Source organism: Arthrobacter sp. Leaf69 (assembly GCF_001422645.1).
GTDB lineage: Bacteria > Actinomycetota > Actinomycetes > Actinomycetales > Micrococcaceae > Arthrobacter.
Genome location: NZ_LMLR01000001.1, coordinates 370,391 through 383,623, shown reverse-complemented (window position 1 = coordinate 383,623; position 13,233 = coordinate 370,391). Strand labels below are relative to the sequence as shown.

Below are 13,233 nucleotides of genomic sequence, written 5' to 3'. Positions count from 1 at the left end.
CCAGTTCTCAGTAGACTGGGACGGTGAGCATTCCAACGCCCTATGAAGACCTCCTGCGCGATGTCCTGGAACACGGCACGCACAAATCGGACCGTACCGGGACGGGCACCCTGAGTGTGTTCGGCCGCCAGATGCGTTTCGATCTGAGCAAGAGTTTCCCCCTGATCACCACCAAGCGCGTGCACTTCAAGTCCGTCGCTGTCGAGCTGCTCTGGTTCCTCCGCGGTGACACCAACGTGAAATGGATGCAGGACCAGGGCGTCACCATCTGGAACGAATGGGCCGACGCCGACGGCGAACTCGGCCCGGTCTACGGCGTCCAGTGGCGCTCCTGGCCGACCCCCGACGGCGGCCACATCGACCAGATCGCCGAACTCATCGGGAACCTCCGGACCAACCCGGATTCCCGCCGTCACATCGTCTCGGCCTGGAACGTCGCCGAGCTTAAGGACATGGCGCTCCCGCCGTGCCACGCCTTCTTCCAGTTCTACGTGGCCGACGGCAAGCTCTCCTGCCAGCTCTACCAGCGCTCCGCGGACACTTTCCTGGGCGTGCCGTTCAACATCGCCTCCTACGCCCTGCTGACCTGCATGATCGCCCAGCAGACCGGCCTGGAACCGGGCGAATTCGTCTGGACCGGCGGCGACGTCCACATCTACGACAACCACATGGACCAGGTCCTCAAACAGCTCACGCGCACCCCCTACGAGTACCCGCAGCTCAAGATCACCCGCAAGCCGGACTCCATCTTCGACTACACCCTCGATGACTTCGAGGTGGTCGGATACCAGCACCACCCGACGATTAAGGCCCCGATAGCCGTATGAGCAACGACAAACTGCCGGGCCATCAGCCCGCCCACTTTTCCGACGCGCTGACGGCCCTCACCGGGCTTGGCGTTGTTTGGGCCCAGACCAGCACCGGTGTCATCGGCAAGGACGGCGGCATGCCGTGGCGCCTGCCCGAGGACATGCTGCACTTCACCCGGCTCACTACCGGCCACCCGGTGATCATGGGCCGCAAGACGTGGGAGTCCTTCCCCGACAAATACCGGCCGCTGCCCGGGCGGACGAACATTGTCATCACCCGCCAGGAAGACTGGGGCGGGACCCCCGCGGCGGAAGGCGCCATCGCGGTTAAGTCTTTGGACGACGCGCTCTTGGAGTCCCAGTTCGCCCCCGGCAACGACATGGTCTGGATCATCGGCGGCGGCAACATCTACGCGCAGTCCATGGACCTGGCCAATGTCGCCGTCATCACCACGATCGACACCACCACCGAAGGCGACACCTTCGCCCCGGAGTTGGGCTACGACTGGACCATGGGCGCGAGCCTGCCGGCCGACGGGTGGCAGAGCGCCGAGAACGGCACCCGCTACCGCATCAACGTGTGGCGCCGGACGGAGGGCTAAGGAAATGCTGAAGAAACCCGAAACCCTCTTTGTCCTTGGCTACATGCTGCTCCCGCTGCTGGCGCTGCTGTCCGCGATCGTGGGGCTGACCATGATCCTGGGCGGCAACAAGATCGTCGGGGCAATCGTGCTCGTGGTGATCACCCAGGCCTTCGCCTTCGGAGCATTCTTCGCGCTCCGGAAGCGCAAGCATGCGCTGCTCACGGAGCGCCGCGGCGAGTGAGCCCGGTTTAGTCGGGGTGATGGGGAGATCACCCCATCGCCCGGGTGCCGCGGTTCCGGCTACATTGGTCCCGGTTAGATTCGCACACCGGGATGCATCAGGTCCCGGACGAAGCCGGTTAGGCTGATGCACGTCAAAGGGGGATGCCAGGATGGCAGGAAATTTGTGGGGCGCCGACGTCGCCCAGTTGCGGACACTCGCGCAACAGTTCGGCAAAACGTCCGAGACACTGCTGCAGCAGTCCACCACGCTGACCTCTGCCATCAATGGCAATACGTCGTGGAAAGGGGCCGACGGCGCCCGCTTCAAGTCTGAATGGAACGGAAACCACCGGGCCCTGATCCAGAAGACCGCACTGGCCCTCAAGGAAGAGTCAAAACGGCTGATGACCCACGCCGAGCAGCAGGAGAAGGCCAGCAATGCGGCTACGGGGGCCGGCGGCGGATCCGGGGTTGGACCTGCCGGCACCACCGGTTCCCATGCACCTCTCCCGGGCCAGGGCAGCAATGACCCGTGGGGCCCGGACTGGTTTGCGGACCCGGACTCCCCGTTCCGCGACGGCTGGGACATCTATGGCCTAACCAAAGCTCTTCCGAATCTCCGAGCCGGCCTCTTCGACCTGGCTCACTTCATCAGCAAAGCAGACGGCGTTTCCGAGTTCTTCTCCAAGGACTTCAGGAATGTGGCTAAGGCATTCCAGGACACGAACATGCTGAGCCAGTATTTCAACACTTCTTCTGAGCTGTTCGATGGCAGGTGGGATACGGCCCTGAACCTTGCCGACGGCGGGAAGGCAGCAACATTTTTTGAGGTCGGAGGAAAAGCCCTCGGCGGAGTCGGCGTTGGCCTTGACCTGCTGGACACGGTCAACCACATCAGTGATGGTGACCAGGGTGCCGCCGTTTACTCTGGAATCAAGGCGGGTCTGGGCGTGGCAAGCTTCGCCCCGCCACCGGTAGGAACCGCGGCCATGGTCGCTTCCGGTGCACTTGCGATTTACGACAATGTGCCGGTGGTCAAGGAGACTGTCAATGCCATCGGCGGCTCCATCGCCGACAGCGCCGAGGCGGCCTGGGACGGCGCCGGGGACGCTGCCGACAAAGTTGGCGACTTCTTCGGGTTCTGAGCTCATAACGAAAGGTATCGACGATGACTGAAACTGCAACGGAGGCCACCGCCATACCGGATGCCATCGGCTTCGGGTTTGCCGAGATAGCTACCCTCGCAAGCCTGAGGGGCGGTGAAGCGGCGGTGCTTAGCGCCGAGGCGCTGAGGGTGGGCAGCTATCTGGGCGATACAGACATGGTGAGCGCAGGCGCCTCCTCCCTGGTGGCTCGCGGGCTGGCTGAGGCCGAAAGCGATGGCCTTCTTTCCGTAGCAGGACCCACTGCTGCCGTGGCCGCAGTGCTCAGTTCCGCAAGCCGCCGCATGGAGATCTCCCTGCTCACGGCGGACGGAGGTGACAGCGTCATCTGCATGGAAAGCGAGGACGTCCATCTGCTGTTCCAGCCCCGCGCCTACTTCACATGGTGGGCCATGGCGCAGAGGCCTGACGTCACCGCCGCTGAGGCCAATATGATGGTCATTAAGCAGCATCTGCACACTCATCCGCAGGGCGGAGCTACACTTCGCCGCCGGGAGGAGCCCACGGGGCAGACCCTATACGTGAAAAAGGGCGGTGACGGGTCATGGACGATCGGCACGTCCAGCACGGGGCAGCAGGACATCGCTGAAACCACCGGCCTGGACGATACTGCCCTCCTTGACCAGATCCGCACCATCCGTCAGGACGAACTGTGAGCTTCGATCGCGAGCGTGAACGCCGCAACGATGACGTGTATGCCGAACACAAGGAGGCGCTCGCGCGGGGAGAGCAGCGCGTGCTGCGCAAGACCGACACCGGCGAACTGCACAGCTATCCCGCCGACGAAATCGGGTTTTCTCCCGGCCGTGGACAAGTGCAGGTCCGGTCCTGGTGGGGTATGGGAATCCTCACAGCCGTGATGGGACTCTTGATTATTCTGTCCCTGGTGATGCTGCTGGGCCCCGTGGGCCGCAACGAGCAGCCATTCTGGGGCGCACTATTCCTGACGGCGCTCGGAGGTTTTGGAGCCTGGTACACCTTCGGCATGGCCAGAGGCGAGTACCGGGCCAAGAAGCTACGGAAAGAGCGGCGGGTACCCGAGCCTGGCGCCGGGCACGTCTCCCAGTAATTCGCAAAGCCGGGCTCCGTGAGGCCGCCGCACAGGGCCGATAACGTCCCGAGGCCCGTCGAAGAGCGCGTTGGGCGCGGGCGCCTCGAAGATCCGGACGGGCGCCAACTGCTGGTCAAGCGGGCCGGCGGTTCTTAGAGCGTCGGCTACAGCGGCCCAGGCACCGGCACCATCGAGGAGATCGCCGGACTCGCTGACAACGAGGTCCTCGAACGTATCCGCTCAACCCGGAAAGACTGAAGACAATGGACAACGACGCAGCCCGCCGTCGCGAGGACGAACAGACCAGGGCTTGGCACGAACAAGCCGTAGCCGCCGGCGAAAAGCGCCTCCTGACCCGGACCATGGACGGCGGCAGGCTGCACAGCTACGCCGCGGATGAAATCGGGTTCGCCCGGGCCGGCTCCGGCCCCATCGTCACCACCGCCCCGGGCATGCTGGTCCTCGGCGCCGTTTTCGCTGCGGTGACGGCATTTTCTATCTTCCTGATCGCTGCTCCCACCGCCAACGGCCAGGACCCGCGGTGGGGAGCACTCGTGCTGACGATCGGCGGCATGGCCGGCCTGGTCTACGCCGTGCGGCTGGCGCTGTCCGAATTCCGGGCACGAAAAATCCGCCGGGAGCGGGGCCTCCCGGATCCCAGCCCGCGCCAGCTGAACTGAGAGTGACGTAACCGGCTGCGCCCCGGAGCCGCCAAAGTCTAAACTGGGCCAATGACTACAGCAGCTACTCCGTCCGTTGGACTTGTCGGTTGGCGTGGCATGGTCGGTTCCGTCCTGATGCAGCGCATGCAGGATGAGGGCGACTTCGCCAACATCAACCCGGTCTTTTTCTCCACCTCCAACGCCGGAGGTGCCGCCCCCTCCTTCGCTGGTCCTGCCGGGGGCGATGCCGGCAAGCTCGAGGACGCGTTCGACGTCGAGACCCTCGCCAAGCTGCCGATTATCGTGACCGCCCAAGGCGGGGACTACACCAAACAGGTCCACGGCGAGCTGCGCAGCCGCGGCTGGGACGGTCTCTGGATCGATGCCGCTTCCACGCTGCGGATGAACGACGATTCGATCATCGTGCTGGACCCGATCAACCGCGACGTCATCGACAAGGGCCTGGCCAACGGCACCAAGGATTTCATCGGCGGCAACTGCACCGTCTCCTGCATGCTGATGGGCCTCGGCGGGCTGTTCAAGAACGGCCTCGTCGAGTGGGGCACCTCCATGACCTATCAGGCCGCCTCCGGCGGCGGCGCCCGGCACATGCGCGAACTGCTGAACCAGTTCGGCACGCTCAACGCCCAGGTCAGCTCGGAACTGGATGATCCGGCGTCGGCCATCCTGGACATTGACCGCAAGGTCCTGGCCCACCAGCGCACCGACATCGACGCCTCGCAGTTCGGCGTCCCGCTGGCCGGATCGCTCATCCCGTGGATCGATGCGGACCTCGGCAACGGCCAGTCCAAGGAGGAGTGGAAGGCCGGGGTGGAGACCAACAAGATCCTCGGCACGTCCGGCGACGAGCACATCATCATGGACGGCCTGTGCATCCGGATCGGCGCGATGCGCTCGCACTCCCAGGCACTCACGCTCAAGCTCCGCGAAGACCTCTCCGTTGCTGAGATCGAGAAGCTCCTGGACGCGGACAACGAGTGGGCCAAGGTGGTGCCCAACACCAAGGACGCGTCCATGGCGGACCTCACCCCCGTATCGGCCTCCGGCACCCTCGACATTCCGGTGGGCCGCATCCGCAAGCTGGAAATGGGGCCGCAGTACATCAGCGCCTTCACCGTGGGCGACCAGCTTCTGTGGGGTGCCGCCGAACCGCTGCGCCGTATGCTCAACATCGCGACCGGAAACCTCTAGGGACGTCTCCGCCCCCGTTCAGGTGCCGACGAATCTCCGGTACTTCGCGGCCTGCAGCTCAAAGGATCTTTGGGCGGCAGGCCGCAGTCCGTTGATCTCGTCGAAGGGCTCCGGCACCACCACCACCGCGGCCTTCCCGTTGCGCGACACCTCCCAGGTGCCAACGACCTGGCCGCCGGCGACGATCGTCTTCCGGAAAACGCCGTTGCCGCCCGGCACGATCTTGTCGGCATGCTCCGGCGGCAGCACGAGCGACCGGTCCGTGTAGCCGAGCAGGAACTCGTCGAATCCGGGCAGCGCAAGCACCAGGCGCCCCGCGGGGACCCCTTCATCGAGGAGGGCCGCCGTTTCCGGGGAGAGCCAGTAGGTTGTCCCCTCGAACGTCAACTCCACCAGCTGGTTCTTCACCCGGGCCAGGGCCGCGCGGACCTCTTTCAGGGGGATGCCGGACCACCAGGAGAAGTCACGTTCCGTGGCGGGCCCGTGGCTGCGGAGATAGCGCAGCAGCCACTCTGCGATGCCCTCCGCGCGGTCCAGGGAGCGCGACCCGGTGATCCAGTCGTCGAAGGCCACCACTAATTGCTGGTTGCCGACGAGCGGCCCCTGCACCAGCCAACCGCGCTGGCACAGGACCCCCAGCAGGTGTATGCCGCGCTGGCCGGCCGTGCTCTGGCCGGCCCGCTCGAAGGCCTGGAACAGCTCCGCCCGGCTGGCGGCCGCCCCGCCGGAGACCAGCTGCAACGCGGTGTCCGCTGCGACGCCGACGTCCGCGGCACCAATCTCGAGCTCCCGGTGGCGCCCGGCCATACCCCGGATCAGCCGGTCGGAGGTGATGGCCAGCATCCACTTCAGGTCCTCGGGTGCCAGCAGGTGCAGCGTGCCGCGCATCGGCCAGGACCGCACGATCTCCCCGCGGTCCAGGGCGCTGCGGATATCCGTGACGCGGGACCCCGGCACCCGCTGACCGACGGCCCAGAGGGCCGCCTGCAGGTCCTGGGCCTGCATGGCCGTCATCCAGCGCACCGCTGCCGCGACACTGCGGAACCCGGACCCGGCCAGTCCCTGCGAGGCCAGCCGCAGCCGCCCCAGGATCCCCCGGCTGAGCCGGACACGCGCCGTTGCTGTCATGCACACCATGCTAGGACTCCTGGCGGCTGGTTCCCAGCAGCCTTCCAGCCGGACTGCCTACCCTTGATGGATGACCATGAGTGAGATGTGGCCGCTGCTGCGGCCCCTGAGCCGGAGCCTAGCCCTGCTGGGCTGGGCTTCCAGCGCAGCCGGCATGACTGCCGGTCTCGCCATTGCCATTGCCAGCGGAACACGCCTCTCCCCCATGATGAGCACCCTGCAGCTGGTGGCCATGGCGTCCACAGCGGTGGCGGTGGCCAGCTTCGTCACGGCAGCATCCGTACAGCCGCGCCAGCGTGCGCTGGACGACGTTGCACCGGAGGACCTGGAATCCGGCGGCCTGCCGGACACGGTGCAAAGCCTCCTGCTCGGCTCCGTGGCCCTGCTCGCCGGGGCGGTGGTCTTCGCGGTCGCGGGGCTTATGCTCCGCAGCGGGCCCAGCACGCAGTCCGTCGCCTTTTGCCAGGTGTTCTTCCTTGGCGCCGCCGCCTCCGGCTTGACGTTCCTGCTCTTCAGCAAAGTCGCCCCGCGCCGCAGCAGGAACTGACGAGGGCCGCAGCAGGAACTGACGAGCGCCGCGCCCTAGAGCTCCACGCCGATGAGCAGCGGTTCCGGATGAAGTTCAATCCCAAAGCGTTCGACGACGCCGCGGCGCACCTCGCGCGCAATCGCCAGCAGGTCCGCCGCACTGGCCGATCCCCGGTTGGTGATGGCGAGCGTGTGTTTGGTGGACAGGGACGCCCGGCCGCCGGAGACGCTGTCGGGTTCCAGCCCGAATCCCTTGGCGTAGCCGGCCTGGTCGATCAGCCAGGCCGCCGAGAGCTTGGTCAGCCCGTCGGCGCCGCCAGGGTACCGCGGCGCATCGTCGGGCAGCGTTGCGGCGACCTCTGCCGGCACGATGGGGTTCGTGAAGAAGGAGCCGGTGGAGTAGGTGTCCCGGTCCGCCGCGTCCCACACCATTCCTTTGGACCCCCGGAGCCGGAGCACTTCGCGCCGGACGTCGGTGGAATAGGCGCGCTGGCCGGCTTCGACGCCCAGGGCACGGGCGAGTTCGGCGTAGCGGACGGGGGCACTCATGCGGCCCAGCGGCAACTGGAACTCGACCGTGAGGACGACGTAGCGCGGGGAGCCGTTGACGGTGGTCTGCTTGAGGACTGAATCGCGGTAGCCGAACTTCAGCTCCGAGTTCGTGAAGGTCTGCACGGCGTTGCGGTGCCGGTCCCAGGTCCGCACGGCGGCGATCGTCTGGGAGACGTCCGCGCCGTACGCTCCAACGTTTTGGACCGGGGTGGCTCCCGTGGCGCCGGGGATGCCGGAGAGCGCCTCGATGCCGGACCAGGCGTGCCGGACGGCGTGCGCCACCAGGGCATCCCAGTTGTGGCCGGCCTGGACCACAACGGCGACCCCGCCGCAGGAATCCTCCGCGCTGACGGCGAATCCCTCCGAGGCGATCTTCAGGACGGTGCCGGGGAACCCGTCGTCGGACACCAGCAGGTTGGAGCCGCCGCCGATGATCAGCAGCGGCTCGGCGGCGGCGTCCGCCGATCGGACGGCATCAATGATTTCGGCCTCGGTGCGGGCCTCGATGAAACGTCCGGCGGGGCCGCCGACGGCGGCCGTGGTCAGGGCGGAAAGCAGAGTCTGGGTCACCTGACCAGCCTAGCGGGGTTCCGGCGGCCTCCCCTAAGCCGAGCGCTTCCGCTAGCTGGCCTTCCGGGCCACCGGGGAGAGCAGGAAGCTGACCACCAGCATCACCATCACGGCCAGCAAGGAGTGCAGGATGCCCACGTGCTCCGCCAGCAGGCCGAGCAGGGGCGGGCCGCAGAGGAAAGCGCCGTACCCGATCGTGGACACCACAGAAACCCGGGCGGCCGCCTTCAGGGGGTCATCGGCAGCGGCGGACATGCCCACCGGGAAGCCGAGGGAGGCGCCGAGTCCCCAGACCGCGAGGGCGACGTAGGCAACCCAGGGCTCCGGCGCGAAGACGAACAGGCCCAGCCCCAGTACGGCCAGGGCCGCGCACCAGCGCATCACCGGGACCCGGCCGAAGCGGTCAAGGACTACGGTCCCCGCGAAACGGCCGATCGTCATGAACGTGACGAAGAGCCCGTACCCGGCGGCTCCTGCGGCGTCCGACTGGCCGTGGCCGTCGGCGAGCGCGAGTGCCACCCAGTCCCCCGCTGCGCCCTCGGCGAGGGCGAGTCCCAGCACGAGGACGCCCAGCAGGAGGGTCCGGCGGTCCCGCCAGGCCTGGGCGATCTGGCGTTTGTTGTCCAGCGGTTCATCGGGCTGGTCCGTCGCCGGCCGGATGACCGGGATCGGCCCGGTGGAGGGATCCTCGAACGTATCAAGTTCGCCCGGCTTGAAGGTCTGCCTGCCGTCCACCGGAGTGATGTCGGCGCGGAACCACGACGCGGCCGTGGCCACGGAACCCGCGACCAGCAGCCCCACGGCCCCGAGGTGCCAGAAGACGGGGACGCCGGCACCGGCGGCCCAGGCGCCCGCCGCGGCGCCGGCCACGGTACCGAGGCTGAAGGAGCCATGCAGCCGCGGCATGATGTGCCGGCCGACGGCGCGCTCCACGGCGGCACCTTCGACGTTGGAGGCCGTGTTCCAACTGGCGGTGCCAAGTCCGATCACGGCCAGCCCGGCGGCGACGGCGAGCGGGTTGACCAGGACGGAGGTTCCAAGTCCGGCGAGGATCAGTCCGGCGCCCACCATGATGCTGCCGATCCGGATGGTCTGCTTCGAGCCGAACCGCAGCACGATCAGCCCCGATGCGGAGACCGAAATGAAGGAACCCAGGGTCATGCACAGCAGCAGCAGCCCGACGCTTCCGGGGGTGAGGTCCAGCCCGTCGCGGATGGCCGGCAACCGGGACACCCAGCTGGCGAACGCGATGCCGCTGACTGCGTAGGCGACCACGACGGCGTTACGCCAGTGCGTGACCTCCGCGGACTGGCCGGTGCGCACGCTCACAGCATCGCCATACGGTCAGGCCAGCCTGACGACGGCCTGGGCCTTCATCAGCACCTTCTGCCCCGCCGAGAGGACCGTCAGGTCGACGCGGGCGGTACCTGCGTCGGCGTCGAGCGCCCCGATGGCGCCGGAGACCTCGATGACGGCGCCGGCGTCGGGCGTCCCGGTGGTGTCCGCCACCGGAACGGGCTTGGTGAAGCGGGTCTGGAAATCGATGACGGCGGCGGGATCGCCGGCCCAGTCGGTGACGAGCTGGACGGCCGAACCCATGGTGAACATGCCGTGGGCGATCACGCCGGGCAGCCCCACGCTGGTGGCGAAGGCCTCGTTCCAGTGGATGGGGTTGAAGTCGCCGGAGGCGCCGGCGTACTTGACGAGGTCCGTGCGGGTGACGTCGATGCTGCGGCTGCCGATGTCCTGGCCGATAGTGAGTTCTGCAAGTGTGGGTGTCATGGCTACTGTCCCTCTCCGCGGACCAGGATGGACGAGGTGGCGGTGGCGACGGCTTCACGCGAATCGTCGCCTGCGGCGACGGCGTCTGCACCTGCGGTAAGTGCGAAGATCTCCGAGCGGGTGGTGATCATGGCACCGCCGCCCATCGCGCGGACGCCGTCGACATGGAGTTCCGCGACCAAGCGGTCCCCGGCCAGGATCGGGCGGTGGTGGACGAAGCGCTGGTCCGCGTGGACCACCCGGGAGAAGTCGATGCCGGCGTCCGGGTCCTCGATCAGCTGGGCGTCGGCCCGCTGGGCGACAATAATCGCGAAGGTCGGCGGTGCCACGAGGTCGCGGTGCCCCAGCGCGGCGGCGGCCGCCACGTCGAAGTGGGCGGGGTGCGTGGCCTTCACCGCGCGGGCGAACTCGCGGATCTTCTCGCGGCCGACGTCGTACACCTCTGCGGCAGGGTAGCTGCGGCCCTGCAGATCCGGATTGATAGTCATGGGAACCAGCCTATCGCCACGCCGCCGGGCCTCCCGCGCCGATGACCGGGGATGAACAGGATGACGAGATACGGTATGATGAAAACATCATTTCATCAATTCATGGCCGGCCCCGGGTAGCGGCGATGAGAAAGCACAGGCCGCGATGATTTCACCAGCGCAGACCCCCTTGTACGAAATCAAAGCCAACCTGTTCAAGGCCCTTGCCCACCCGGCACGGATCCGGGTCCTTGAGCTGCTGTCTGCCGCGCCGGACCATTCGGCACCCGTCAGCTATCTGCTTTCCGAGACCGGCCTGGAAGCGTCGCATCTTTCCCAGCACCTCGCCACGCTGCGCAGGCACGGGGTGGTGACCTCGTCCCGGTCCGCCAACGCCGTGACCTACCGGCTGGCGCATCCGAAGATCGCCGAGCTACTGGCCATCGCCCGGACGTTCCTCCTCGACAGCCTGGCCGATTCCAACGAACAGCTAAAACTCGCGCAGGGACTGCCCAGCGAGCATCTCAAGGGCGCCGATTCGTGAGTGCCGTCCCCGGGCATCTCCGCCGGTTCCTGCCTTCCCGCCGCGACTACGACGGGCTGCGCTCCTCCTGGAAAACGGATCTGCTGGCGGGCATCACCGTCGGGATTGTGGCCCTGCCGCTGGCGCTGGCCTTCGGAGTGAGCTCCGGTGTGGGCGCAGAGGCCGGGCTCATCACCGCCGTGGTGGCCGGCCTGGTGGCAGCGGTCATGGGCGGCTCCCACGTGCAGGTGTCCGGGCCTACCGGCGCCATGGTGGTAGTGCTGGCCCCGGTGGTCGCGCTCCACGGCCCCGGCAGCATCGCCCTGGTCTCCCTGCTGGCCGGCCTGCTGGTCGTCATGCTGGGCATCAGCGGACTGGGCCGGGCGGTGGCCTTCATTCCGTGGCCCGTCGTGGAGGGCTTCACGCTCGGTATCGCCGCGATCATCTTCCTCCAGCAGGTCCCGATGGCGACCGGCACCGCGGGGATCCCGGGGCACAACACCCTGCTGGCCGCCGTCGAGAGCGCCTCCCAGGCGACCTTGCCCACCGTGCTGCAGACCCTCGGCGTCGTCGCGGGGGTGGCGGCGGTGATGCTGCTGCTTCCGAGGCTGAACAAAGCCCTGCCCGCGAGCCTGATCGCCGTGCTCCTGGCCACGGCGGCCGCCGAGCTGCTCCAGCTGGACATTCCCCGGATCGGAGCCTTGCCGCAGTCCGTGTCCGCGCCGTCGATGCCCGCCCTGGATCCGGCGACCATGGGCGGGCTGCTGATGCCCGCGGTGTCCATCGCGATGCTCGCGGCCATCGAGTCCCTGCTGTCCGCACGGGTGGCCGCCGGCCTGGTGGGTCCTGACGGGAGGCCCTCCGGGGCTTACAGCCCGGACCGGGAACTCACGGGGCAGGGACTCGCCTCGATCGCGGCGGGGTTCTTCGGCGGCATGCCCGCCACGGGCGCCATCGCCCGGACCGCGGTCAACGTCCGGTCCGGGGCCAGGACCCGGCTCTCCGCCATTGTGCACGCCCTGGTTCTGCTGGCCATCATCTACTTTGCGGCCGGGCTGGTCGGGAAGATCCCGCTGGCGGTCCTCGCCGGGATCCTGATGGTCACAGCCAGCCGGATGGTTTCCAGGCACACGGTGACAGCCATCATGCGTTCCACCCGCGCCGACGCCTTTGTGTTCGTCCTGACAGCCCTCATCACCGTGGCATTCGACCTGATCGTGGCCATCGAGATCGGCCTGGTCGCCGCGGCCCTCTTCACGCTGCGGAAGTTCGCCTCGCTCAGCGGGGTGAAACGCGAGGAAATCCCGGGACCACCTGAACCGGGCGACGAACACATCGCGATCTTCCGGCTGGACGGGGCCATGTTCTTCGGCGCCGCGGAGCGCGTCCTGCAGGAAATCAGCCAGGTCAAGGACATCCAGGTGGCCATCATCCGGCTGTCACAGGTGCGGATGCTCGACGCCACCGGGGCCCACACACTGGTGGAGGTCATTTCAGCGCTGGAGCTGCGCGGCGTGACGGTTCTCCTCAAGGGCGTCCAGCCACAACACCTCGATCTTGTGACCAACGTCGGGGTGATCCGGTCGCTGCGGCACCACAAGCACCTGTTTACGTCGCTGCCCGCGGCCGTGGAACATGCCCGCAGCCATGTCCGCCGGAATGCCGCCGCTAACGTTTGAGGTTTTTGCGGATCGTCTGGCCGCGGACCACAATCCCGGCGATGTGCAGGATGAGGCCGGCTCCGATCACAGCGAGGGAGGCAACGGCGAGGTCCTGGTTGCCCGTGCTGTTACCCACCAGGTTGAGGACGATCCCGATTCCGAGCATCCCCATGGCGCTGAAAACCAGTACCTTGTAGGTGGTCGATGCGGTTTCCCAGAATTCTTTCAGCACCGTGCCAGTCTACTGGGGACCGCCGGCAACTCCGCGAGCCGTTAAATTCCTGGCGACACTCAAAATGCCTGGCGACGCGGGAGTACG

General features: G+C 67.3%; 17 protein-coding genes. 11 read left to right on the top strand and 6 right to left on the bottom strand.

Annotation, left to right across the window (positions count from 1 at the left end; translation table 11 throughout):
- Positions 1 to 23 precede the first annotated feature (23 nt).
- The 8 genes from ASE96_RS01775 (at position 24) to asd (ending at position 5,703) form a co-directional block, all read left to right on the top strand.
- Positions 24 to 827 carry a thymidylate synthase gene (locus tag ASE96_RS01775; protein WP_056425131.1) on the top strand — a complete coding sequence of 268 codons (804 nt, stop codon included), beginning with the start codon at positions 24 to 26 and terminating at the stop codon, positions 825 to 827.
- Positions 824 to 1,411, top strand: coding sequence for a dihydrofolate reductase (locus ASE96_RS01770; protein ID WP_056425130.1), 588 nt, complete (start codon positions 824 to 826; stop codon positions 1,409 to 1,411). The genes ASE96_RS01775 and ASE96_RS01770 overlap by 4 nt, the downstream gene beginning before the upstream one ends.
- Before the next feature lie 4 nt (positions 1,412 to 1,415).
- Positions 1,416 to 1,634, top strand: a complete 219-nt coding sequence (locus ASE96_RS01765; RefSeq protein ID WP_056425129.1) for an NF038396 family protein — start codon at positions 1,416 to 1,418, stop codon at positions 1,632 to 1,634.
- 151 nt (positions 1,635 to 1,785) lie between these two features.
- Positions 1,786 to 2,760 carry a hypothetical protein gene (locus ASE96_RS01760; RefSeq protein WP_235500067.1) on the top strand — a complete coding sequence of 325 codons (975 nt, stop codon included), beginning with the start codon at positions 1,786 to 1,788 and terminating at the stop codon, positions 2,758 to 2,760.
- Between the two features lie 23 nt (positions 2,761 to 2,783).
- On the top strand, positions 2,784 to 3,434 hold the full coding sequence (locus tag ASE96_RS01755; RefSeq protein ID WP_056425125.1) for a hypothetical protein: 651 nt from the start codon (positions 2,784 to 2,786) through the stop codon (positions 3,432 to 3,434).
- A complete protein-coding gene (locus ASE96_RS01750) occupies positions 3,431 to 3,847 on the top strand; it encodes a hypothetical protein (RefSeq protein WP_056425123.1) in 417 nt (138 codons plus the stop codon). Before ASE96_RS01755 ends, ASE96_RS01750 begins: the two co-directional genes overlap by 4 nt.
- A 245-nt stretch (positions 3,848 to 4,092) precedes the next feature.
- A complete protein-coding gene (locus ASE96_RS01745; RefSeq protein ID WP_056425120.1) occupies positions 4,093 to 4,509 on the top strand; it encodes a hypothetical protein in 417 nt (138 codons plus the stop codon).
- A gap of 51 nt (positions 4,510 to 4,560) precedes the next feature.
- Positions 4,561 to 5,703 (top strand): aspartate-semialdehyde dehydrogenase, encoded by a 1,143-nt coding sequence (gene asd, locus ASE96_RS01740; protein ID WP_056425118.1) that lies wholly within the window; start codon positions 4,561 to 4,563, stop codon positions 5,701 to 5,703.
- 18 nt (positions 5,704 to 5,721) lie between these two features.
- Here asd and ASE96_RS01735 read toward each other — a convergent pair whose 3' ends face one another.
- Positions 5,722 to 6,831 carry a winged helix DNA-binding domain-containing protein gene (locus tag ASE96_RS01735; RefSeq protein WP_056426569.1) on the bottom strand — a complete coding sequence of 370 codons (1,110 nt, stop codon included), beginning with the start codon at positions 6,829 to 6,831 and terminating at the stop codon, positions 5,722 to 5,724.
- A gap of 70 nt (positions 6,832 to 6,901) precedes the next feature.
- On the opposite strand from ASE96_RS01735, the gene ASE96_RS01730 reads away from it, so the two are divergent.
- Complete coding sequence (locus ASE96_RS01730) at positions 6,902 to 7,378, top strand: hypothetical protein (RefSeq protein ID WP_056425117.1); 477 nt, start codon at positions 6,902 to 6,904, stop codon at positions 7,376 to 7,378.
- A gap of 35 nt (positions 7,379 to 7,413) precedes the next feature.
- On the opposite strand, the gene ASE96_RS01725 is transcribed toward ASE96_RS01730, so the two are convergent.
- From ASE96_RS01725 to ASE96_RS01710, 4 genes are read right to left on the bottom strand one after another with little or no spacing between them, the layout of a single operon-like run.
- Positions 7,414 to 8,481 carry a UDP-N-acetylmuramate dehydrogenase gene (locus ASE96_RS01725; RefSeq protein ID WP_056425116.1) on the bottom strand — a complete coding sequence of 356 codons (1,068 nt, stop codon included), beginning with the start codon at positions 8,479 to 8,481 and terminating at the stop codon, positions 7,414 to 7,416.
- A gap of 51 nt (positions 8,482 to 8,532) precedes the next feature.
- Positions 8,533 to 9,810 (bottom strand): MFS transporter, encoded by a 1,278-nt coding sequence (locus ASE96_RS01720; RefSeq protein WP_056425113.1) that lies wholly within the window; start codon positions 9,808 to 9,810, stop codon positions 8,533 to 8,535.
- A 15-nt stretch (positions 9,811 to 9,825) separates the two neighbouring features.
- Positions 9,826 to 10,263 carry a MaoC family dehydratase gene (locus ASE96_RS01715; RefSeq protein WP_056425112.1) on the bottom strand — a complete coding sequence of 146 codons (438 nt, stop codon included), beginning with the start codon at positions 10,261 to 10,263 and terminating at the stop codon, positions 9,826 to 9,828.
- Between the two features lie 2 nt (positions 10,264 to 10,265).
- Positions 10,266 to 10,751, bottom strand: a complete 486-nt coding sequence (locus tag ASE96_RS01710; RefSeq protein ID WP_056425109.1) for an FAS1-like dehydratase domain-containing protein — start codon at positions 10,749 to 10,751, stop codon at positions 10,266 to 10,268.
- 145 nt (positions 10,752 to 10,896) lie between these two features.
- Here ASE96_RS01710 and ASE96_RS01705 point away from each other — a divergent pair, with 145 nt between their 5' ends.
- Positions 10,897 to 11,274, top strand: coding sequence for an ArsR/SmtB family transcription factor (locus tag ASE96_RS01705; protein WP_056425106.1), 378 nt, complete (start codon positions 10,897 to 10,899; stop codon positions 11,272 to 11,274).
- A complete protein-coding gene (locus tag ASE96_RS01700) occupies positions 11,271 to 12,932 on the top strand; it encodes a SulP family inorganic anion transporter (RefSeq protein WP_056425103.1) in 1,662 nt (553 codons plus the stop codon). The genes ASE96_RS01705 and ASE96_RS01700 overlap by 4 nt, the downstream gene beginning before the upstream one ends.
- On the opposite strand, the gene ASE96_RS01695 is transcribed toward ASE96_RS01700, so the two are convergent.
- Complete coding sequence (locus tag ASE96_RS01695) at positions 12,922 to 13,146, bottom strand: DUF3188 domain-containing protein (protein ID WP_056425101.1); 225 nt, start codon at positions 13,144 to 13,146, stop codon at positions 12,922 to 12,924. The genes ASE96_RS01700 and ASE96_RS01695 overlap by 11 nt on opposite strands.
- Between the last annotated feature and the right edge of the window lie 87 nt (positions 13,147 to 13,233).

Bases quoted from the DNA above. Each gene is read 5' to 3' on its own strand.
- ASE96_RS01770 (WP_056425130.1), top strand. From the start codon at position 824: ATGAGCAACGACAAACTGCCGGGCCATCAGCCCGCCCACTTTTCCGAC.
- ASE96_RS01765 (WP_056425129.1), top strand. From the start codon at position 1,416: ATGCTGAAGAAACCCGAAACCCTCTTTGTCCTTGGCTACATGCTGCTC.
- ASE96_RS01760 (WP_235500067.1), top strand. From the start codon at position 1,786: ATGGCAGGAAATTTGTGGGGCGCCGACGTCGCCCAGTTGCGGACACTC.
- ASE96_RS01755 (WP_056425125.1), top strand. From the start codon at position 2,784: ATGACTGAAACTGCAACGGAGGCCACCGCCATACCGGATGCCATCGGC.
- ASE96_RS01745 (WP_056425120.1), top strand. From the start codon at position 4,093: ATGGACAACGACGCAGCCCGCCGTCGCGAGGACGAACAGACCAGGGCT.
- asd (WP_056425118.1), top strand. From the start codon at position 4,561: ATGACTACAGCAGCTACTCCGTCCGTTGGACTTGTCGGTTGGCGTGGC.
- ASE96_RS01735 (WP_056426569.1), bottom strand. From the start codon at position 6,831: ATGACAGCAACGGCGCGTGTCCGGCTCAGCCGGGGGATCCTGGGGCGG.
- ASE96_RS01730 (WP_056425117.1), top strand. From the start codon at position 6,902: ATGACCATGAGTGAGATGTGGCCGCTGCTGCGGCCCCTGAGCCGGAGC.
- ASE96_RS01715 (WP_056425112.1), bottom strand. From the start codon at position 10,263: ATGACACCCACACTTGCAGAACTCACTATCGGCCAGGACATCGGCAGC.
- ASE96_RS01710 (WP_056425109.1), bottom strand. From the start codon at position 10,751: ATGACTATCAATCCGGATCTGCAGGGCCGCAGCTACCCTGCCGCAGAG.
- ASE96_RS01705 (WP_056425106.1), top strand. From the start codon at position 10,897: ATGATTTCACCAGCGCAGACCCCCTTGTACGAAATCAAAGCCAACCTG.